At 55.0% G+C, this 19,825-nt stretch carries 16 protein-coding genes and 7 tRNA genes; 2 read left to right on the top strand and 21 right to left on the bottom strand.

What is annotated here, in order from left to right:
- Positions 1–27: 27 nt before the first annotated feature.
- The 9 genes from BFG58_RS08340 to miaB all read right to left on the bottom strand — a co-directional run bounded on the left by BFG58_RS08340 (position 28) and on the right by miaB (position 9,248).
- Complete coding sequence (locus BFG58_RS08340; protein ID WP_014883001.1) at positions 28–753, bottom strand: amino acid ABC transporter ATP-binding protein; 726 nt, start codon at positions 751–753, stop codon at positions 28–30.
- Positions 750–1,427, bottom strand: coding sequence for a glutamate/aspartate ABC transporter permease GltK (gltK, locus tag BFG58_RS08335; RefSeq protein ID WP_063621151.1), 678 nt, complete (start codon positions 1,425–1,427; stop codon positions 750–752). Before gltK ends, BFG58_RS08340 begins: the two co-directional genes overlap by 4 nt.
- Positions 1,427–2,167 (bottom strand): glutamate/aspartate ABC transporter permease GltJ, encoded by a 741-nt coding sequence (gene gltJ / locus BFG58_RS08330; protein WP_008501048.1) that lies wholly within the window; start codon positions 2,165–2,167, stop codon positions 1,427–1,429. The genes gltK and gltJ overlap by 1 nt, the downstream gene beginning before the upstream one ends.
- A 155-nt stretch (positions 2,168–2,322) precedes the next feature.
- Entirely contained in the window at positions 2,323–3,228 is a 906-nt protein-coding gene (locus BFG58_RS08325; protein WP_008501049.1) for an amino acid ABC transporter substrate-binding protein, read from the bottom strand.
- A gap of 409 nt (positions 3,229–3,637) precedes the next feature.
- Positions 3,638–5,176: an apolipoprotein N-acyltransferase gene (gene lnt, locus BFG58_RS08320; protein WP_069719608.1), complete on the bottom strand. Its 1,539-nt coding sequence runs from the start codon at positions 5,174–5,176 to the stop codon at positions 3,638–3,640.
- Positions 5,177–5,181: 5 nt separating this feature from the next.
- Positions 5,182–6,060, bottom strand: coding sequence for a CNNM family magnesium/cobalt transport protein CorC (gene corC, locus BFG58_RS08315; protein ID WP_021242574.1), 879 nt, complete (start codon positions 6,058–6,060; stop codon positions 5,182–5,184).
- Positions 6,061–6,149: 89 nt separating this feature from the next.
- Positions 6,150–6,617, bottom strand: a complete 468-nt coding sequence (gene ybeY, locus BFG58_RS08310) for an rRNA maturation RNase YbeY (protein WP_008501052.1) — start codon at positions 6,615–6,617, stop codon at positions 6,150–6,152.
- The gene (locus BFG58_RS08305) at positions 6,614–7,660 is read right to left on the bottom strand and encodes a PhoH family protein (RefSeq protein WP_008501053.1); all 1,047 of its coding nucleotides are present in this window, start codon (positions 7,658–7,660) and stop codon (positions 6,614–6,616) included. The genes ybeY and BFG58_RS08305 overlap by 4 nt, the downstream gene beginning before the upstream one ends.
- A 163-nt stretch (positions 7,661–7,823) precedes the next feature.
- Positions 7,824–9,248 carry a tRNA (N6-isopentenyl adenosine(37)-C2)-methylthiotransferase MiaB gene (miaB, locus tag BFG58_RS08300; protein WP_045909585.1) on the bottom strand — a complete coding sequence of 475 codons (1,425 nt, stop codon included), beginning with the start codon at positions 9,246–9,248 and terminating at the stop codon, positions 7,824–7,826.
- A 135-nt stretch (positions 9,249–9,383) separates the two neighbouring features.
- Between miaB and ubiF the strand changes: the two genes are divergently transcribed.
- Positions 9,384–10,559: a 3-demethoxyubiquinol 3-hydroxylase gene (gene ubiF, locus BFG58_RS08295; protein WP_045909584.1), complete on the top strand. Its 1,176-nt coding sequence runs from the start codon at positions 9,384–9,386 to the stop codon at positions 10,557–10,559.
- Between the two features lie 106 nt (positions 10,560–10,665).
- Here ubiF and BFG58_RS08290 read toward each other — a convergent pair.
- The 12 genes from BFG58_RS08290 to nagB all read right to left on the bottom strand — a co-directional run bounded on the left by BFG58_RS08290 (position 10,666) and on the right by nagB (position 17,534).
- A tRNA-Gln gene (locus tag BFG58_RS08290) sits at positions 10,666–10,740 on the bottom strand.
- A 37-nt stretch (positions 10,741–10,777) separates the two neighbouring features.
- Positions 10,778–10,852 (bottom strand) — tRNA-Gln (locus BFG58_RS08285).
- A gap of 42 nt (positions 10,853–10,894) precedes the next feature.
- Positions 10,895–10,971: transfer RNA gene (locus tag BFG58_RS08280), tRNA-Met, on the bottom strand.
- A 17-nt stretch (positions 10,972–10,988) separates the two neighbouring features.
- Positions 10,989–11,063: transfer RNA gene (locus BFG58_RS08275), tRNA-Gln, on the bottom strand.
- Positions 11,064–11,095: 32 nt separating this feature from the next.
- A tRNA-Gln gene (locus BFG58_RS08270) sits at positions 11,096–11,170 on the bottom strand.
- A gap of 23 nt (positions 11,171–11,193) precedes the next feature.
- Positions 11,194–11,278, bottom strand: a tRNA-Leu gene (locus BFG58_RS08265).
- A gap of 8 nt (positions 11,279–11,286) precedes the next feature.
- A tRNA-Met gene (locus BFG58_RS08260) sits at positions 11,287–11,363 on the bottom strand.
- A gap of 226 nt (positions 11,364–11,589) precedes the next feature.
- A complete protein-coding gene (gene asnB / locus BFG58_RS08255) occupies positions 11,590–13,254 on the bottom strand; it encodes an asparagine synthase B (RefSeq protein ID WP_021242994.1) in 1,665 nt (554 codons plus the stop codon).
- Positions 13,255–13,502: 248 nt separating this feature from the next.
- A complete protein-coding gene (gene nagD / locus BFG58_RS08250) occupies positions 13,503–14,255 on the bottom strand; it encodes a ribonucleotide monophosphatase NagD (protein ID WP_023310763.1) in 753 nt (250 codons plus the stop codon).
- Between the two features lie 45 nt (positions 14,256–14,300).
- On the bottom strand, positions 14,301–15,521 hold the full coding sequence (locus BFG58_RS08245) for an N-acetylglucosamine repressor (RefSeq protein WP_021242995.1): 1,221 nt from the start codon (positions 15,519–15,521) through the stop codon (positions 14,301–14,303).
- Between the two features lie 8 nt (positions 15,522–15,529).
- On the bottom strand, positions 15,530–16,678 hold the full coding sequence (gene nagA, locus BFG58_RS08240; protein ID WP_069719607.1) for an N-acetylglucosamine-6-phosphate deacetylase: 1,149 nt from the start codon (positions 16,676–16,678) through the stop codon (positions 15,530–15,532).
- A 55-nt stretch (positions 16,679–16,733) separates the two neighbouring features.
- A complete protein-coding gene (nagB, locus tag BFG58_RS08235; RefSeq protein ID WP_008501061.1) occupies positions 16,734–17,534 on the bottom strand; it encodes a glucosamine-6-phosphate deaminase in 801 nt (266 codons plus the stop codon).
- A 327-nt stretch (positions 17,535–17,861) separates the two neighbouring features.
- On the opposite strand from nagB, the gene nagE reads away from it, so the two are divergent.
- On the top strand, positions 17,862–19,814 hold the full coding sequence (gene nagE, locus BFG58_RS08230) for a PTS N-acetyl glucosamine transporter subunit IIABC (RefSeq protein WP_048226098.1): 1,953 nt from the start codon (positions 17,862–17,864) through the stop codon (positions 19,812–19,814).
- Positions 19,815–19,825: the final 11 nt, after the last annotated feature.

The raw sequence follows: 19,825 nt of genomic DNA, 5'->3' as shown, positions 1-19,825 counted from the left end.
CAATCCGCAGATTGCGCACCGAGAAGATTAGTGCAGGATTTTGGCGAGGAAATCTTTCGCACGTTCGGATTTCGGGTTGGCGAAGAACTCCTCTTTCGGGGAATCTTCGACAATTTTCCCTTCGTCCATAAAGATCACGCGGTTGGCCACCTTACGGGCGAAGCCCATTTCGTGGGTCACCACCATCATGGTCATCCCTTCGTGCGCCAGTTCGACCATCACGTCCAGCACTTCGTTGATCATCTCCGGATCGAGCGCCGACGTTGGCTCATCAAACAGCATGGCAACCGGATCCATACACAGCGCGCGGGCGATCGCCACACGCTGCTGTTGGCCGCCGGAAAGCTGCGCCGGGAACTTATCGGCATGCGCAGAGAGGCCAACGCGTTCCAGGAGCTTCAGGCCTTTCTCGCGCGACGCTTTTTTATCACGCTTGAGCACTTTCACCTGGGCCAGGGTCAGGTTCTCAATAATGGAGAGGTGAGGGAACAGCTCAAAATGCTGGAACACCATGCCAACGTGAGAGCGAAGCTGGGCAAGATTGGTTTTCTTGTCGTTGACTTTGGTACCGTTGACGACGATCTCGCCCTGCTGGACCGGCTCCAGACCATTGACGGTTTTGATCAGCGTCGATTTACCGGAACCGGACGGTCCGCACACCACTACCACGTCGCCTTTTTTCACTTCGGTGGAGCAGTCGGTCAGCACCTGAAAGTGCCCATACCATTTAGAAACATTTTTCAGGGAAATCATTGTACCGTCCTTTTCTTCAGCCAGCTGACCAACAGCGACGCGCTTAAACTAATCACAAAATAGACCGCACCCGCAAAGAGCACCATCTCAACCTGCGTACCATCACGCTCACCGATGGTTGACGCGGTACGGAAGAAGTCTGCCAGGCTCAGCACGTAGACCAGAGAGGTATCCTGGAACAGCACGATACCCTGGGTCAGCAGGAGCGGAACCATGGCGCGAAACGCCTGCGGCAGAATAATGAGCTGCATGGACTGCCAGTGCGTCATCCCCAGCGCCAGTGCGGCACTGGATTGCCCGCGGGAGATACTCTGAATGCCCGCACGGATAATCTCCGAGTAGTAAGCGGCCTCAAACATCGAGAACGCCACCATCGCCGAGATCAGACGGATATCGGTTTTCGGCGACAGCCCCAGTACGTTTTGCAGGAAGCCGGGCACGATCAGGTAAAACCACAGCAGCACCATTACCAGCGGGATGGAGCGGAACACGTTAACGTAGGCGGTCGCGAACCAGGCGAGCGGCTTAAAGCTCGACAGGCGCATGACGGCCAGCAGGGTGCCCCAGACAATACCGACGACGATGGCAATGACGGTGATTTTTAAGGTAATCATCAGTCCATCAAGCAGATAAGGCATGGATGGAACGATAGAACTCCAGTCAAATTCGTACATTATTTGCCCCCCATGTTGCCCGGCAGGCGAATTTTGCGTTCAACCAGGTTCATCACCAGCATGATGAAAGCGTTAATCAGAACGTAGGCGAGCGTGATCGCGGTGAAGGATTCCCACGCGTGAGCGGAGTAATCCAGCAGCTTGCCCGCCTGTGCAGCCATATCGACCAGGCCGATGGTTGAGGCGATGGCCGAGTTTTTCACCAGGTTCATCATCTCGGAGGTCATCGGTGGAACGATGACGCGGTAGGCGTTAGGCAGCAGCACGTAGCGGTAGGTCTGCGGCAGGGTCAGCCCCATCGCCAGACCGGCATTTTTTTGTCCACGGGGTAATGACTGAATGGCGGCACGCACCTGCTCGCAAACGCGCGCAGCGGTAAACAGCCCCAGACACATCATGGAGGAGACAAAGAACTGCACATTCGGATCCAGTTCCGACTTGAACCACATGCCAATATTTTCCGGCAGCAGTTCCGGGATAACCAGATACCAGGTAAAGAATTGCACGATCAGCGGAACGTTACGGAACAGTTCCACATAGAGGGTGCCAAGCGTTGAAAGAAAACGGTTAGGGACGGTGCGCAGAATACCGAACAGAGAACCGACAAGAAACGCGATGATCCACGCCGTTATCGATAATGCCACGGTGACCTGAAAGCCGCTCCACAGCCAGCCAAGATAGGTGGTGTTGCCGAACGGGGCTTGTTGCAGAAATATGCCCCAGTTCCAGTCGATTGACATAATAAACTCCAGAAAAAAAAGGGTAGCAGCGCTACCCTCGAAGATTGGTGAGAAGCTCATTTTTCGCGCTGAGTGGGGAACGACCACTCAACGTATAGTCTGTCCATGCTTCCCGACAATCGAGAGGGCAGGAGATCCCGCCCCTGTTGTTCTAATTAGTTAAGAGCCTTGTCATTTGGAGATTTGAACAGCGCTTTCATGTCGTCAGACAGTTCAAAATTCATGTTCAGGTTTTTAGGTGGAATTGGGTTCTTGAACCATTTGTCGAACCATTTTTCCGCTTCGCCGGAGGTCTGCACCTGAGCGATGGTGTCATCGATCAGCTTTTTGAACTGCGGATCGTCTTTACGCAGCATACAGCCGTAGGCTTCTTTCGACTGCGCGGTGCCGACGATATCCCAGTTGTCTGGTTTCTTCGCTTTCGCACGCTCGCCCGCCAGCAGGGCATCATCCATCATAAACGCGACGGCACGACCGCTTTCCAGGGTACGGAAGGAGTCGCCATGGTCTTTCGCGCTGATGATGCGCATATCCATTTTCTTCTCGTCGTTCAGCTTGTGCAGCAGCACTTCAGACGTGGTACCGGAGGTGACAACGACCGCTTTGCCTTTCAGGTCAGCGAAGTCTTTAATCTCACCGCCTTTCTTCGTCAGCAGGCGGGTGCCTACAACAAAGATGGTGTCAGAGAAGGCTGCCTGCTTCTGACGCTCGAGGTTGTTGGTGGTGGAGCCACACTCGAAATCAAAGGTGCCGTTTTGCAGCAGTGGAATACGGTTCTGTGAAGTGATTGGGATCAGCTTCACCTGCAGGTCAGGTTTGTTCAGCTTTTTCTTCACGGCTTCAACGATAGCGTTGGAGTAATCCTGTGAATAGCCCACGACTTTTTGCGTGTTGTCGTAGTAAGAGAACGGGACAGAAGATTCACGGTGGCCGACCACGATGACGCCGTTTTTGGCAATCTTGTCGAGAGTGCTGCCTGCTGCTGGCGCATCTTCAGCGTGAACCACGCCTGCAGACATTCCCATAACCAGCATTGCTGTGGCCAGTTTACGTAATTGCATACCCAACTCCTTTCTTATCAGCGCCAGAGACGCATTGATACCCATTGTGATGTTGTTATATCTCGCGCAATGCGAGTGCAGTGTTATGCAAGCTTGTTAACATTTAGTCTGGCTTAATGTAAAGATTTTGCTGCGTTATTGTTTATTTTTGCGAAGCGCGCCGCACCATTCAGAGGCAAATATCTCCCGTTGCACCGTTTCGGTGCTACCGATGATCTACGCTGGTGCGACAAAGTTGCACGTTAAGCCAAACTGCGTTTACCTGAATAAACAAAGCAATAGGCGTGCCAGAATTGGAGTCTGGAAGGAATTGTCAGGTGGCGGCTGCGCCTTACCCGACCTACGGGAACGGAAATGTTGAAGGTAGGCCGGGTAAGGCGTAGCCGCCACCCGGCAACAGAAGGGAAGGTTATTTACGACGCTGGCGCAGGCTCATCAGCACCGCGCCAAAGCCGAACAGCGCGGTCAGGATCCACAGCGGCCAGTTGCCGGTACGGGCGTATGGCGTCAGCCCCGTGGTCGGGGTGACGTGAGTGGTCAGTACCTCACGGGTGAACTGTGGGATCATGGCCTGGATTTCACCCTGCGGACCAATCACGGCGGTGATACCGTTGTTGGTGCTGCGCAGTAACGGACGCGCCAGCTCCAGGGAGCGCATGCGTGCCATCTGGAAGTGCTGCCACGGGCCGATTGACTTACCAAACCAGGCATCGTTGGAGATGGTCAGCAGATAGTCCGTATCCGGGCGAAAGTTATCGCGCACCTGCTCGCCGAGGATGATTTCGTAGCAGATGGCCGCCGTCAGGGCAACGCCGTGCGCGTGCAGCTGAGGCTGAACGTACGGGCCGCGGCTGAAGGAGGACATCGGCAGATCGAAGAACGGGGCCAGCGGGCGCAGAATCGACTCCAGCGGCACAAATTCACCAAACGGCACCAGGTGGTTCTTGTTGTACCGGTCAGTGGAGTGGTAGCTGTATTCGCTGTCTTTGCCGAGCGTAATGATGGTGTTGTAAGTGTCGTAGCGGTTCTGCTGATTCAGACGCGCATCGACAATCCCGGTGATCAGCGTGCTGCCACGCGAGAGCAGCAGGTCGTTCATCATGTTGAGGAACGGCTGCTGGTTGATCTCCAGATCGGGAATGGCAGACTCCGGCCAGATAATCAGCTGCGATTTACCCATCACCTCTTCGGTGGCGTTGGCGTAGATCTTCAGCGTATTCAGCAGCTCTTTCTCGTCCCACTTCATGGACTGCGGGATGTTCCCCTGAACCATGGAAACCTGCATAGCGCGCGCGGGCTCAGGCGTGAACCACTGGATATAGCGCAGCGGGAAGGGAAGAGCGAACAGCACCAGCGCCACAGCCAGCGGCTTCCAGCCACGTGAGACCAGCGCTAATACCAACAGGCCGCTGACCACCATGAGCAGGAAGTTAATTGCCTCAACGCCCATGACCGGCGCCAGGCCTTTGAGCGGGCCGTCAATCTGACTGTAGCCGAACTGCAGCCACGGGAAGCCGGTCAGCACCCAGCCGCGCAGGAATTCCGTGATTTGCCAGACCACCGGTGCGGCAATGGCGACGCGCAGCCAGCTGGTTTTGGGCCACAGGAGAGAAAGGATGCCGGCGAACAGGCCGGTATAAAGCGAGAGATAGGCGGCGAGCAGTACCACCAGGAAGACGTTAACCGGGCCCGGCATACCGCCAAACTGGGCGATGCTGACGTAGACCCAGTTAATACCTGAGCCAAACAGCCCCAGTCCCCAGAAGTAGCCGATAGCAGCAGCCTGTACCGGACGACGATTCAGGGTCAGACCCTGAAGCCCCATTAGGGAGAGAATGGCCGCAGGCCAGATGTCGTAAGGAGAAAAAGCCAGCGTACCGCTGGCTCCGAGTAACAGCGCCAGCAGCAAACGGACGCGCTGGCGTTCAAGCAATGGGGCAAATGCCATTTACATTAATCTTCCAGTTTTGGCACCGGTGAGTCGTCCGGCGTTCTGACATGAACCTGTATAATACGTCGGCTGTCGGCCATGGCTACTTTGAACTGGTAACCGTCGATGTCAACGGTCTCACCGCGCGCCGGGAGATGGCCAAAGGCCTGCATCACCAGACCGCCAATGGTATCGACCTCTTCGTCGCTGAAGTGGGTCCCGAAGGCGTCGTTGAAGTCCTCGATGGAGGCCAGCGCACGCACGGTCCAGGTGTGGCGGCTGAGCTGACGGAAGTCGATATCCTCTTCTTCGTCATACTCATCTTCGATTTCGCCCACGATCAGCTCAAGGATATCCTCGATCGTGACCAGACCGGAGACGCCACCAAATTCATCAATAACAATCGCCATGTGGTAACGCTGAGAGCGAAACTCTTTCAGCATCCGATCCACACGTTTACTTTCCGGCACAACCACGGCCTGGCGTAACACTTTTTCCATGCTGAAGGCTTCGGCATCGCTGCGCATAAACGGCAGCAGATCTTTCGCCATCAAAATCCCTTCGATGTGATCTTTGTCTTCGCTGATGACCGGGAAACGCGAGTGGGCGGATTCGATGATCACATCGAGGCACTCGTCCAGGGTCTGGTTACGTTTCAGGGTGATCATCTGCGAGCGGGGGATCATGATATCGCGAACGCGCTGGTCGGCGATGTCCATAACCCCTTCGAGCATTTCGCGCGTATCTTCGTCGATAAGGTCGTTCTGCCCGGAATCACGAATCAGCTCCAGCAGTTCATCACGGTTTTTGGGTTCGCCGTGGAAAAGCTGGTTCAGAATGAGGGAGAAAAATCCCTTTTTACTGGTTGTCGTGTCGCTACTGTGTGAATTGTCGTCGCTCATGGCGTTTGTTAAGGGTTCTCTTGTTAGTTCAACGTTTACCGCCACGCGATGTCCTTTGGTGGCGGCAGGTGAGTCAGTCAGGTGACGGACTATTCTTTCTCGGCAATGTACGGATCCTCATAGCCCAGAGCAAGCATTATCTCTGTCTCGAGGGACTCCATCTCTTCCGCTTCGTCGTCTTCGATATGATCGTAGCCGAGCAGATGCAGGCTGCCGTGTACCACCATGTGCGCCCAGTGGGCTTCAAGGGGTTTCTGCTGCTCTTTGGCTTCCTGTTCAACCACCTGACGGCAGATGATCAGATCGCCCAACAGCGGCATCTCGATGCCCGGTGGGGCTTCGAACGGGAAAGAGAGCACGTTGGTCGGCTTATCTTTCCCGCGATAGGTCAGGTTAAGCTCATGGCTTTCTGCTTCATCCACCAGGCGAATCGTGACTTCTGATTCTTCCTGAAACTGCGGGATAACGGCATCCAGCCATTTCTGAAACTGTGCCTCATCTGGCATGCCGGAATTGTCTTCACAGGCCAGCTGTAAATCGAGGATCACCTGACTCATTTCTGTTCTTGCTCCTGCGCTTCGCGCTTACGTTCTGCGGCCAGTTCGGCCTTACGCTTCTGATCCGCCTCTTCCCAGGCTTCATAGGCGTTAACGATACGCGCAACCACCGGGTGGCGTACCACGTCTTCACTGTGGAAGAAGTTAAAGCTGATTTCATCGACCTCGGCCAGCACCTCGATGGCGTGGCGCAGGCCCGATTTGGTGCTGCGCGGCAGGTCAATCTGGGTGACGTCGCCGGTAATCACCGCTTTCGAGTTAAAGCCAATACGCGTCAGGAACATCTTCATCTGTTCGATGGTGGTGTTCTGGCTCTCATCGAGAATGATGAACGCATCGTTCAGCGTGCGGCCGCGCATGTAGGCGAGCGGGGCCACTTCGATAACGTTACGCTCAATGAGCTTCTCGACCTTCTCAAAGCCCAGCATTTCGAACAGCGCATCGTATAAAGGACGCAGATACGGATCGACCTTCTGGCTTAGATCGCCTGGCAGGAAGCCCAGTTTTTCACCGGCCTCAACGGCAGGGCGGGTCAGCAGGATACGTCGGATCTCCTGACGCTCCAGCGCATCGACCGCTGCGGCAACGGCAAGATAGGTTTTACCCGTACCCGCCGGCCCCACGCCGAAGGTGATGTCGTGGTCGAGAATATTGGCGATGTACTGCGCCTGGTTTGGCGTACGCGGCTTGATGACGCCACGCTTGGTCTTAATGTTGATCGCCTTGCCATAGTCCGGCACGCTCTCCGCGCTCTGCTCAAGCACGCGCGCCTCTTTAATGGCGAGGTGAATCTGCTCCGGTTCGATATCCTGAATTTCGCCGCGCATGGGGGAGGTGTCGACATACAGGCTACGCAGAATGTCCGCAGCGGCGTTGACGCAGATAGGGCGTCCGGTGAGTTTGAAATGATTATCGCGACGATTGATTTCGATACCCAGACGTCGCTCCAGTTGTTTGATGTTGTCATCAAACGGCCCGCACAGGCTCAGCAGGCGAGCGTTGTCTGCTGGCTCAAGGCTAATTTCACGCGTATCTATGTTCAAACTGTTCCTCTTTGATTGGTTAACTGATCCGTTGCGACAGGCGTAATAAAACGGTCATTACCGAAATTATTCACGCCACAGAATAAAGGCGCAAGCGTTGCGGAAGATATTGGGGGCGATGAGAGGAAATACAAGGCCTGCCAAAAGAGGCAGGCCTGAAGGATTAGGGCTGGTAAATCCCAACGCCAGAATCGTTTTCTTTGCGGGTACGCGAGATCACGGATTGCGGTGACTCTGCGATACGCAGGCCCATTTCGTCTTCGGTGCGGACTACCTTCGCGCGCAGCGAGTTGGTCAGCACTTCGACAATCTCGACGTCCACAAACTTACCGATCATATCCGGGGTGCCTTCAAAGTTCACCACGCGGTTATTTTCGGTACGACCAGAGAGTTCCATAATGCTTTTGCGGGAGGTGCCTTCCACCAGAATGCGCTGAACGGTGCCGAGCATGCGGCGGCTCCAGGCGTTGGCCTGCTGGTTGATACGCTCCTGCAGAATGTACAGACGCTGCTTTTTCTCTTCTTCCGGCACATCGTCAACCATATCGGCCGCCGGTGTTCCAGGACGCGCGGAGAAGATGAAGCTGTAGCTGACGTCAAAATTGACTTCGCCGATGAGCTTCATGGTGCGCTCGAAGTCATCAGCGGTTTCGCCAGGGAAGCCGACGATAAAGTCAGAGCTAATCTGGATATCCGGACGCGCTTCACGCAGCTTGCGGATGGTGGATTTATACTCCAGCACCGTATGCGGGCGGCCCATCAGGTTCAGCACGCGGTCCGAGCCGCACTGGATCGGCAGGTGCAGGAAGCTCACCAGCTCTGGCGTATCGCGATAGACGTCAATAATGTCGTCGGTAAATTCCATCGGATGGCTGGTGGTAAAGCGAATGCGGTCGATGCCGTCAATCGCGGCCACCAGACGCAGCAGCTCGGCAAAGCTGCCGGTCGTGCCGTCGTAGTTCTCACCGCGCCAGGCGTTAACGTTCTGGCCCAGCAGGTTCACTTCGCGCACACCCTGCGCGGCAAGCTGCGCGATTTCAAACAGAATATCATCTGCCGGGCGGCTGACCTCTTCACCACGGGTGTACGGCACCACGCAGTATGTGCAGTATTTGTTGCAGCCTTCCATGATGGAGACGAAGGCGGTCGGGCCATCGGCACGTGGCTCAGGCAGACGGTCAAATTTTTCGATTTCCGGGAAGCTGACGTCAACGACCGGGCTACGGTTACCGCGAACCTGATTGATCATCTCAGGCAGACGGTGCAGGGTCTGAGGGCCAAAGACAATGTCCACATACGGGGCTCTCTGGCGGATCAGCTTGCCTTCCTGCGACGCGACGCAGCCGCCCACGCCGATGATCAGGTCCGGATTTTTTCGTTTAAGAAGTTTCCAGCGGCCTAACACGTGAAAGACTTTTTCCTGCGCTTTTTCACGAATTGAACAGGTGTTCAGCAGCAGCACATCGGCTTCTTTCGCATTTTCAGTCAGCTGGTATCCGTGGGTGGTATCCAGCAGATCGGCCATCTTGGATGAATCGTATTCGTTCATCTGACAGCCCCAGGTTTTTATATGGAGTTTTTTAGTCATCGACTTGCTCAGCTCAGGATTGCAAGCCGCGTATTGTAATGCTTTGGTGGGGTTGTGACCAGTATGAAGGTTGTGTGTCTCAGGACCGCAAAAATCCGGTAAACTTAAGGGATTCTCCAATAAGGAAAATTGACCATGACACTCCAACACACCGAAGTTGCCGTTGTCGGCGGCGGTATGGTCGGCGGCGCGCTGGCGCTGGGGCTGGCGCAGCAGGGATTTGAGGTAACGGTAATCGAACAGGCGGCTCCGCCAGCCTACGATCCCGCCAGTAAACCGGATGTGCGCATTTCCGCTATCAGCGCGTCGTCCGTCGATCTGCTGCGCGGGCTGGGCGTCTGGGAGACGGTGCTGGCGATGCGCGCCCATCCTTACAGCCGTCTTGAAACCTGGGAATGGGAAAATGCCCACGTCGCGTTTGATGCCGCGGAGCTGAAGCTGCCGCGCCTGGGCTATATGGTGGAAAACAACGTGCTCCAGCTGGCGCTCTGGCAGGCGCTGGAGGCGCACCCGAAGGTGACGCTGCGCGTTCCTGCGTCGCTTAAGGCGCTGCATCCTCACGAGAGCGGCTATCTACTGACGCTCGACAGCGGCGATGAGCTGTCCGTGAAGCTGGTCATCGGGGCGGATGGCGCTAACTCGCAGGTCAGACAGATGGCGGGGATCGGGGTTCATGCCTGGCAGTATGAACAGTCCTGTATGCTAATTACCGCCAGGTGCGAGAATGCGCCGGGTGAAAGCACCTGGCAGCACTTTACGCCGAACGGCCCGCACGCCTTTTTACCGCTCTTCGATAACTGGGCGTCGCTGGTGTGGTACGACAAACCGGCGCGCATTCGCCAGCTACAGGGAATGAACATGGAACAGCTGCAGCGCGAAATTCTGCTGCACTTCCCGAGCCGTCTGGGACACGTCACGCCGGTCGCCGCCGGGGCGTTCCCGCTCACGCGCCGTCATGCGTTGCAGTATGCCCGCGAAGGCTTAGCGCTGGTGGGGGATGCGGCACACACCATTCATCCGCTGGCCGGGCAGGGCGTGAACCTGGGGTATCGTGACGTCGATGCCTTACTGGATGTGCTGGGCAGCGCCCGCGGACACGCGGAAAACTGGGCCAGCCATCAGGTGCTGAAGCGTTATCAGACGCGGCGTATGGCGGATAACTTCCTCATGCAGTCGGGAATGGATCTGTTCTATGCCGGGTTTAGCAATGACGTAGCCCCGGTGCGTATTCTGCGTAACATAGGCCTGATGGCAGCGGAACGCGCCGGTGGCCTGAAGCGTCAGGCCCTGAAGTACGCCCTCGGACTCTAAACTTTTTTCCCTCTCCCCGCGGGAGAGGGCCAGAGTGAGGGAATCAGGCCACACAATTTTGTACAAAAACAAAAAAGCCCGCAGAGCGGGCTTTTTTGTTACTAATTGGCTGGGGTGCAGGGATTCGAACCCCGGAATGCTGGTATCAGAAACCAGAGCCTTACCGCTTGGCGACACCCCAATTGCGTTAAACAAGCTGCTTAACGACTTTTTTAAATTGGCTGGGGTACGAGGATTCGAACCTCGGAATGCCGGAATCAGAATCCGGTGCCTTACCGCTTGGCGATACCCCAACAATTTTTTTTCATTACCGAACAACATCGATAATCTAAATTTGGTGGCTACGACGGGATTCGAACCTGTGACCCCATCATTATGAGTGATGTGCTCTAACCAACTGAGCTACGTAGCCAGTACTGCAATCTTCGATGGCTGGGGTACCTGGATTCGAACCAGGGAATGCCGGTATCAAAAACCGGTGCCTTACCGCTTGGCGATACCCCAATACCGCGGAGAACCGCAAAATCGAAGAAATATGGCTGGGGTACCTGGATTCGAACCAGGGAATGCCGGTATCAAAAACCGGTGCCTTACCGCTTGGCGATACCCCATCCGTGCAACGCTTACCCGGGAATGGTGCGGGAGGCGAGACTTGAACTCGCACACCTTGCGGCGCCAGAACCTAAATCTGGTGCGTCTACCAATTTCGCCACTCCCGCAAAAAAGATGGTGGCTACGACGGGATTCGAACCTGTGACCCCATCATTATGAGTGATGTGCTCTAACCAACTGAGCTACGTAGCCATCTTTTTTCGCGTTACCTTATCGGCGTTGCGGGGCGCATTATGCGTATAGACCCTTGCAGCGTCAACACCTTTTTCAACGAAAATAGCCGGAATGTGACTGTTTGGTTAGGTTGCGAACAGCGTGACCGAATATTCGGCAATTATTGGTTATTAATCGGTTTTAGCTGTGCAAAAGCGGGGCAAAAAAAATCAGGCCCCGCAGGGCCTGATGATGAAATGCACGATTATTTGTAGGCTGACTGGTGAACGCCTACCGCACGTCCTGACGGATCGTTCATGGACTTGAACGATTCATCCCATTCGATCGCTTTTGCAGACGAGCAGGCGACGGACGGGCCACCCGGTACGCACTCCGCAGCGCTCGGTACCGGGAACAATTCTTCAAAGATTTCACGGTAGAGATACGCTTCTTTCGATCCCGGCGTGTTGTACGGGAAGCGGAAGCTTGCGGTTTCCAGCTGTTGGTCAGAAACCTGTTTCGCCGCCACCTCTTTCAGGGTGTCGATCCAGCTGTAGCCTACGCCATCGGAGAACTGCTCTTTCTGACGCCATGCCACGCTCGCTGGCAGGTAGGATTCAAAACATTCACGCAGGATATGTTTTTCCATTTTTCCGTTGCCGCACATCTTGTCCTGCGGGTTGATGCGCATCGCCACGTCGAGGAATTTCTTATCCAGGAACGGCACGCGTGCTTCGACACCCCATGCCGACATCGCTTTGTTGGCACGCGCGCAGTCAAACATATGCAGCGCCTGGAGTTTACGCACGGTCTCTTCGTGCAGCTCTTTGGCGTTTGGCGCTTTATGGAAGTACAGGTAGCCACCAAACACTTCGTCAGAACCTTCACCGGAGAGCACCATCTTGATGCCCATCGCCTTGATCTTACGCGACATCAGGTACATCGGCGTTGAAGCGCGGATGGTGGTCACGTCATAGGTTTCGATGTGATAGATCACGTCGCGGATCGCATCCAGGCCTTCCTGCACGGTGAAGTGAATTTCATGGTGCACGGTGCCGAGGTGGTTTGCGACTTCCTGCGCGGCTTTCAGATCCGGCGCGCCTTCCAGGCCCACGGCAAAGGAGTGCAGCTGTGGCCACCAGGCTTCTGAGCGCTCCTGATCTTCCACGCGACGGGCCGCGAATTTCTTGGTGATCGCGGAGATCACGGAGGAGTCCAGACCGCCAGAAAGCAGCACGCCGTAAGGTACGTCTGACATCAGATGGCTTTTCACGGAATCTTCCAGCGCCTGACGCAGCTCGGCTTTGTCCGTGACGTTGTCTTTTACCGCGTCGTAATCGAACCAGTCACGCTGGTAGTATGGACGGATCTCGCCGTCTTTACTCCACAGGTAGCTACCCGCCGGGAACTCTTTGATGGTGCGGCAGACCGGCACCAGGGCTTTCATTTCAGAGGCAACGTAGAAGTTGCCATGTTCATCGTGGCCCATGTACAGCGGGATAATACCGATGTGGTCGCGGCCAATCAGATAGGCGTCTTTTTCGCTGTCGTACAGGGCAAAGGCAAACATACCCTGCAAGTCGTCCAGGAATTCGGGACCTTTCTCCTGATACAGCGCCAGGATCACTTCACAGTCGGACCCGGTCTGGAACGCGTAGCGGTCGCCGTACTCGGCGCGCAGCGCCTGATGGTTGTAGATCTCACCGTTGACAGCCAGCGCGTGCGTTTTTTTCTCGTTATACAGCGGCTGTGCACCGGCGTTGACGTCAACAATAGACAGACGTTCGTGAGCCAGAATCGCTTTGTCACTGGCGTAAACGCCTGACCAGTCCGGTCCGCGATGGCGCATCAGGCGGGACAGTTCGAGTGCCTTTTTACGCAGTTCGCCCGCGTCAGTTTTAATATCCAGTACGCCAAAAATTGAACACATAACCTTCTCCGTTAACCCTGTTGCTTTGTAATGTTGCTTGCTTATGAAAATGCCGCAAAGGGGCAGGGGGCGCAAGCGTTTTACGGGTAAAAACGGAAATAGTGCAATGGTGGTTGCGGATCGGTGAAAAATGCGTATGTCGTGAGCGATTTTATTGATGATTATGCAATGAAAGTGCTTTTCCGTTAGATGCAGTTGTGTTTTAAGGCGAGAAAATAAAAAACCACGCCCTGAGGCGTGGTTCGGAATCAGATAATGTCGATTTCGTCGACGGAGGGGTAAATCCAGCTTGGCCGGAACGGCATCGAATCAATGTCATCAAGCTGAGAGACGCCTGACAGGACCAGAATCGTCTCCAGACCTGCCTGGAAACCGGCAAGAATATCGGTGCGCAGGTTGTCGCCGACAATAACGGTTTCTTCAGAGTGGGCCTGCATCTTGTTGAGTGCGGCACGAATGATCCACGGGCTCGGTTTCCCGACAACGAACGGCTGACGACCAGAGATTTTTTCGATACCGGCACACAGCGCGCCGCAGGCCGGATAAAAACCGCGGCCGTGGGTATCCGGGTTGGTGGCGATAAAGCGCGCACCGCTGGCGACAAAGTATGCAGCTTTATGCATCATCTCCCAGTTAAAGGATCGCGTTTCGCCAACAATCACAAAGTCCGGGTTGACGTCGGTGATGGTAAAGCCCGCTTTGTATAGTTCATGGATCAGCGCACCTTCACCCACCACGTAGGCTTTTTTCCCTTCCTGACGCTTCAGAAAATCCGCCGTGGCCATCGCCGAGGTATAAAACACGCTGTCCGGGACGTCGACCCCTGCCGTGGCAAAGCGGTTTGCCAGATCCTGACCGGTCTGAGAAGGGTAGTTCGTGAGAAGAACCAGAGGCATTCCTTTGTCGATGATGCGGTGAAGAAACTCCGCAGCACCCGGCACGGCAACGTTGTCGTGCATCAGCACGCCGTCGATATCACAAATTACATTCTTAATGGTCATGGACAGTCCGACATTAAAAAAAGAAGGCGTTACTATAAGGTCCGATCAACTTTCCAGCAAATGCTGGAGCAGAATTCCGTTGAGCATGGCGCGTTTGACCAGCGCGAACGCGCCAATCGCCGAACGATGGTCAAGCTTTGAACGAACCACCGGAAGATTCTGGCGGAATGCTTTCAGCGCCTGGGTGTTAATACAGCCTTCAATCGCGGGGAGCAGCACCTTTTCCGCTTCCACAATTTCACCGGCGATCACCACTTTTTGTGGGTTAAACAGGTTAATGGCGATGGCGATGGTTTTCCCCAGATGGCGCCCCACCTGCTCGATCACTTCACAGGCCAGCGCGTCGCCTTTATTAGCGGCTTTGCAGATGGTGCCTATCTTGCAGTCGTCCAGCGTGACGCGGCTTTGATAACCCTGTTCAAGCAGATGGCGAACGCGCTGCTCAATGGCCGTGTTGGCGGCGATGGTTTCAAGGCAGCCAAAGTTGCCGCAGTGGCAGCGCTCCCCGAGGGGCTCAACCTGAATGTGGCCAATCTCACCGACGTTACCGTTGCGCCCAATAAAGATTCGGCCGTTAGAGATAATACCTGCGCCCGTACCGCGGTGGACACGCACCAGAATAGAGTCTTCGCAGTCCTGGCTCGCACCAAAGTAGTGCTCTGCCAGCGCCAGAGAGCGGATGTCATGGCCCACAAAGCAGGTCACTTTGAAGCGCTTTTCCAGCGCGTCGACCAGCCCCCAGTTTTCAACCTGAATGTGCGGCATATAGCGGATCACGCCGCTTTCCGGGTCGACCAGACCGGGCAGTATCACCGAGATGGCGATGAGTTCGCGGATCTTGCGCTGACAGCTTTCAATAAACTGCGCGATAGTATTCAGCAGCGCATGCTCCAGCGTCTCCTGGGTGCGCTCCGGAAGGGGATAATGCTCTTCCGCAATGGCTTTGCTACTCAGATCGTACAGCGTGAGCGTGGTGTCATGACGGCCGAGCCGGACGCCAATCGCCTGGAAATTGCGGGTTTCGGTAATAATAGAGATGGCGCGGCGGCCCCCGGTGGAGGCCTGCTGATCGACTTCTTTGATCAGACCGCGCTCAATGAGCTGGCGGGTAATTTTTGTCACGCTGGCGGGAGCAAGCTGGCTTTGTTCGGCTATCTGAATTCGCGAGATGGGTCCGTGTTGGTCAATCAGGCGATACACCGCCGCACTGTTAAGTTGTTTAACGAGATCGACATTACCGATTTGAGCTTGTCCGCCAGGTGTCATACTTTTACTTACTCAGTGACGACCTCGTTACCATTAACGATGGTCTTAATAATTTTATAATCGTGTGTGAATGCCGTCAGGTTTGCAACCATACCTGGTGCAATTCCGCCGAGCTGTTTATCCACGCCGATTGCGCGGGCCGGATAAAGGGTTGCCATGCGCAGGACTTCCTCAAGCGCAATCCCGCAGTGCTCAACCAGGTTACGTACCCCTTCAATCATGGTCAAAGAGGAACCGCTCAGCGTACCGTTTTCATCCACACACAGTCCATTGCGGTAGTATATTGTTTTACCGGCAAAAATGAACTGCTCAATATTTGCACCTGCTGGCGCGGTAGCGTCCGTCACCAGGCAAAGCTTGTCACCTTTCAGCCGCTTGGCATTGCGAATGTTGGTGTAATCGACGTGTAAGCCGTCAGCAATAATGCCGCAGTAGACGTCTGGCTCATCCAGAATCGCCCCGACCAGACCCGGTTCACGCCCCGTGATATACGGCATCGCGTTATACAGGTGCGTCGCAAAGGTAATACCCGCGCGGAAACCGGCTTTCGCTTCTTTCAGCGTGGCGTTTGAGTGGCCTGCTGAAACCACAATTCCGGCGGCGGCCAGCTTGCTGATGACGTCCGTGCCGGTCATTTCCGGTGCCAGCGTCACTTTGGTGATCACATCGGCGTTGGCACACATGTAGTCAACCAACTCCGCATCGGGCTTACGCACGTAATCCGGGTTATGCGTTCCTTTCTTGACCATGTTCAGCCATGGCCCTTCAAGGTGCAGACCGAGCGCCTGATTTGGGTGTTTGGCCAGATATTCGCGCATCACGCGGATACCCTGCTTCATCAGGTCATCACTGCTGGTGATGAGCGTCGGCAGATAGCTGGTGCAGCCCGATTTCTCGTTGGCTTTCTGCATGATCTCCAGCGTTTCTACCGTTACCGCATCGGCGGTATCATTGAATTGCACACCGCCGCAGCCGTTGAGCTGTACGTCGATGAAACCGGGGGAGATTACTGCTCCATTGAGTGAGCGCTGTTCAATCTCCGGCGGCAGTTCTGCCTGCGGGCAAACACGTTCAATCAGGCCATTCGCGATAACAATCGCGTGGTCATCCAGAATTTCATGGCCGGTATAAATCCGACCGTGGGTTAAAGCGTACATAACGACCCCCGGTTAAAAAAAGCGGCCGCCTCTTGAGAAAGAGGCGGTTATTCAATTACAGACCTTTGATGTTCTCGGCTTCTAACTCGTTGAAGTATTTCAGCGTTTTAACCTTCAGCTCCATCGTGGACGGCTCGTCGCAGACGATGACTGATTTAGGATGCAGCTGCAGACAGCTAATGGTCCACATATGGTTAACGTTGCCTTCAACAGCAGCCTGGAGCGCCTGCGCTTTCACGCCGCCCAGTACCAGAATCATCACTTCTTCGGCATCCAGCAGGGTGCCTACGCCTACGGTCAGGGCGTATTTTGGAACCTGGTTAACGTCACCGTCAAAGAAGCGGGAGTTTGCCACGCGCGTGTCATGGGTCAGCGTTTTAATACGGGTGCGAGAAGCCAGAGAGGACGCCGGTTCGTTAAACGCGATATGACCATCGTTGCCCACGCCACCCATGAACAGGTGGATTTTACCGTAGGAACGGATTTTTTCTTCATACTGACGGCATTCTGCGTCAATATCCGGCGCGTTTCCATTCAGCAGGTTAATATTTTCAGCAGGGATATCAACGTGATCAAAGAAATTGCGGTGCATAAAGCTATGGTAGCTTTCCGGATGGTCTTTCGGTAAGCCAACGTATTCATCCATATTGAAGGTCACAACATGTTTGAAGCTAACCTGGCCTGCTTTATGCATCTCAACCAGCGCCTTGTAGGCGGTCAGCGGCGTGCCGCCGGTCGGAAGGCCAAGAACGAAAGGACGATCGGCGGTCGGCTTGAACGCGTTAATGCGGTTTACGATATGGCGAGCGGCCCATTTACCGACTTGTTCAGCAGTTGCCAGGGGAATCAGTCTCATTGTTCACCTCAAAGTTTAAGTAGAAGAGTGGGCGGATGGCTTCGGAACCTGATACTAAAGCGTAACCTGGAAACTTTCAGGCCGGATCAATCCGTCTTGATTTTTTTAATGATAAAATAAGTTTTCGCTGTTAGCCAGTGTAAGGGAGGGCTGAATACGATATTTGGTGACAAAAATCACAAAAAATAGGTGTTTAATTTGCGATACGAATTAATTTTTCACACACTCAGACTGCCAGTGAATTATCAACGGTATCTATCGTTCGTGACACAATAAAAACATAGTTTATGCGCGAGCCTGAAAAACGGGTCTCGTAGGGGGAATAGGATGAATATTTTAGGTTTTTTCCAGCGCCTCGGTAGGGCTTTGCAGCTCCCTATCGCCGTGCTACCGGTTGCAGCATTGCTGCTGCGATTCGGGCAACCCGATCTTCTTAACGTACCGTTTATTGCTCAGGCTGGCGGTGCTATTTTTGACAACCTGGCGCTGATTTTCGCCATCGGTGTTGCCTCAAGCTGGTCAAAAGACAGCGCGGGTGCTGCAGCGCTGGCAGGGGCAGTCGGTTATTTCATCCTGACGAAAGCGATGGTAACGATTAACCCGGAAATCAACATGGGCGTGCTGGCAGGTATCATTACCGGTCTGGTCGGTGGTGCTGTGTACAACCGCTGGGCAAACATTAAGCTGCCAGACTTCCTGAGTTTCTTTGGCGGCAAACGTTTCGTGCCGATCGCGACGGGCTTCTTCTGTCTGGTTCTGGCCGCTATCTTTGGCTACGTCTGGCCACCGGTACAGCATGCGATCCATGCGGGCGGTGAGTGGATTGTTTCAGCGGGTGCAGTGGGCTCAGGTATCTTTGGTTTTATCAACCGTCTGCTGATCCCAACCGGTCTGCATCAGGTGCTGAACACTATCGCATGGTTCCAGATTGGTGAGTTCACCAATGCTGCGGGCACCGTATTCCACGGCGACATCAACCGCTTCTACGCGGGTGACGGCACCGCAGGCATGTTCATGTCTGGCTTCTTCCCAATCATGATGTTTGGTCTGCCGGGCGCTGCGCTGGCAATGTACCTGGCTGCGCCAAAAGCGCGTCGCCCAATGGTTGGCGGCATGCTGCTGTCCGTTGCGATTACCGCATTCCTGACCGGCGTAACCGAGCCGCTGGAATTCCTGTTCATGTTCCTGGCGCCGGTGCTGTACCTCATGCATGCGGTGCTTACCGGTATCAGCCTGTTTGTGGCGACCCTGCTGGGCATCCATGCTGGCTTCTCCTTCTCTGCAGGCGCGATCGACTACGTGTTGATGTACAACCTGCCGGCGGCAAGTAAGAACGTCTGGATGCTGGTGGTAATGGGTCTGGTCTTCTTCGTCATCTACTTCGTGCTGTTCACTGCGGTTATTCGTATGTTTAACCTCAAAACGCCGGGCCGCGAAGACACCAAAGACGAAGTGGTCACCAACGAAGCCAACAGCAATACCGAAGAGGGTCTGACTCAGCTGGCGACCAGCTATATCGCTGCCGTCGGGGGGACTGACAACCTGAAAGCCATTGATGCCTGCATCACCCGTCTGCGTCTGACGGTGGGTGACTCTGCGCGCGTCAGCGACGCAATGTGTAAACGCCTTGGTGCATCGGGCGTGGTTAAACTGAACAAACAAACTATCCAGGTTATCGTGGGCGCCAAAGCGGAATCCATCGGTGACGAAATGAAGAAAGTGGTTGCCCGTGGACCGGTCGCGGCGGCATCAACCGACAGCGCACCTGCGTCGACGGCTGCCCCGGTAGCGAAGCCGCAGGCCGTGCCTAACGCCGTGACGGTGGCCGCGCTGGTCTCTCCGGTAACGGGTGACGTGGTTGACCTTGAGCAAGTACCTGATGAAGCGTTCGCCAGCAAAGCGGTCGGTGACGGTGTGGCGGTGAAACCAACGGATAAAACCGTGGTGTCTCCTGCTGCCGGTACTATCGTGAAAATCTTCAACACCAACCACGCGTTCTGCCTAGAAACCGAAAAGGGCGCGGAGATCGTTGTCCATATGGGTATCGATACCGTTGCGCTGAATGGTCAGGGCTTTACTCGCCTGGTGGAAGAGGGCGCTGAAGTGGTGGCCGGGCAGCCGATTCTGGAAATGGATCTGGACTTCCTGAATGCCAACGCGCGTTCCATGATTAGCCCGGTGGTTTGCAGCAACATCGACGACTTCAGCGGTCTGGTCATCCAGGCGAAAGGTCAGGTTGTTGCGGGTCAAACCCCGCTGTACGAGATTAAAGGCAAGTAATCGCTCCTGAG

Origin of the sequence: Enterobacter sp. ku-bf2 (assembly GCF_001742765.1) — a bacterium.
GTDB lineage: Bacteria > Pseudomonadota > Gammaproteobacteria > Enterobacterales > Enterobacteriaceae > Enterobacter > Enterobacter quasiroggenkampii.
The sequence above is the reverse complement of the archived record's forward strand: the minus strand, read 5'-3'. Positions and strand labels throughout refer to the sequence as shown.

Bases quoted from the DNA above. Each gene is read 5' to 3' on its own strand.
- BFG58_RS08340 (WP_014883001.1), bottom strand. From the start codon at position 753: ATGATTTCCCTGAAAAATGTTTCTAAATGGTATGGGCACTTTCAGGTG.
- gltK (WP_063621151.1), bottom strand. From the start codon at position 1,427: ATGTACGAATTTGACTGGAGTTCTATCGTTCCATCCATGCCTTATCTG.
- gltJ (WP_008501048.1), bottom strand. From the start codon at position 2,167: ATGTCAATCGACTGGAACTGGGGCATATTTCTGCAACAAGCCCCGTTC.
- BFG58_RS08325 (WP_008501049.1), bottom strand. From the start codon at position 3,228: ATGCAATTACGTAAACTGGCCACAGCAATGCTGGTTATGGGAATGTCT.
- lnt (WP_069719608.1), bottom strand. From the start codon at position 5,176: ATGGCATTTGCCCCATTGCTTGAACGCCAGCGCGTCCGTTTGCTGCTG.
- corC (WP_021242574.1), bottom strand. From the start codon at position 6,060: ATGAGCGACGACAATTCACACAGTAGCGACACGACAACCAGTAAAAAG.
- ybeY (WP_008501052.1), bottom strand. From the start codon at position 6,617: ATGAGTCAGGTGATCCTCGATTTACAGCTGGCCTGTGAAGACAATTCC.
- miaB (WP_045909585.1), bottom strand. From the start codon at position 9,248: ATGACTAAAAAACTCCATATAAAAACCTGGGGCTGTCAGATGAACGAA.
- ubiF (WP_045909584.1), top strand. From the start codon at position 9,384: ATGACACTCCAACACACCGAAGTTGCCGTTGTCGGCGGCGGTATGGTC.
- asnB (WP_021242994.1), bottom strand. From the start codon at position 13,254: ATGTGTTCAATTTTTGGCGTACTGGATATTAAAACTGACGCGGGCGAA.
- nagD (WP_023310763.1), bottom strand. From the start codon at position 14,255: ATGACCATTAAGAATGTAATTTGTGATATCGACGGCGTGCTGATGCAC.
- BFG58_RS08245 (WP_021242995.1), bottom strand. From the start codon at position 15,521: ATGACACCTGGCGGACAAGCTCAAATCGGTAATGTCGATCTCGTTAAA.
- nagA (WP_069719607.1), bottom strand. From the start codon at position 16,678: ATGTACGCTTTAACCCACGGTCGGATTTATACCGGCCATGAAATTCTG.
- nagB (WP_008501061.1), bottom strand. From the start codon at position 17,534: ATGAGACTGATTCCCCTGGCAACTGCTGAACAAGTCGGTAAATGGGCC.
- nagE (WP_048226098.1), top strand. From the start codon at position 17,862: ATGAATATTTTAGGTTTTTTCCAGCGCCTCGGTAGGGCTTTGCAGCTC.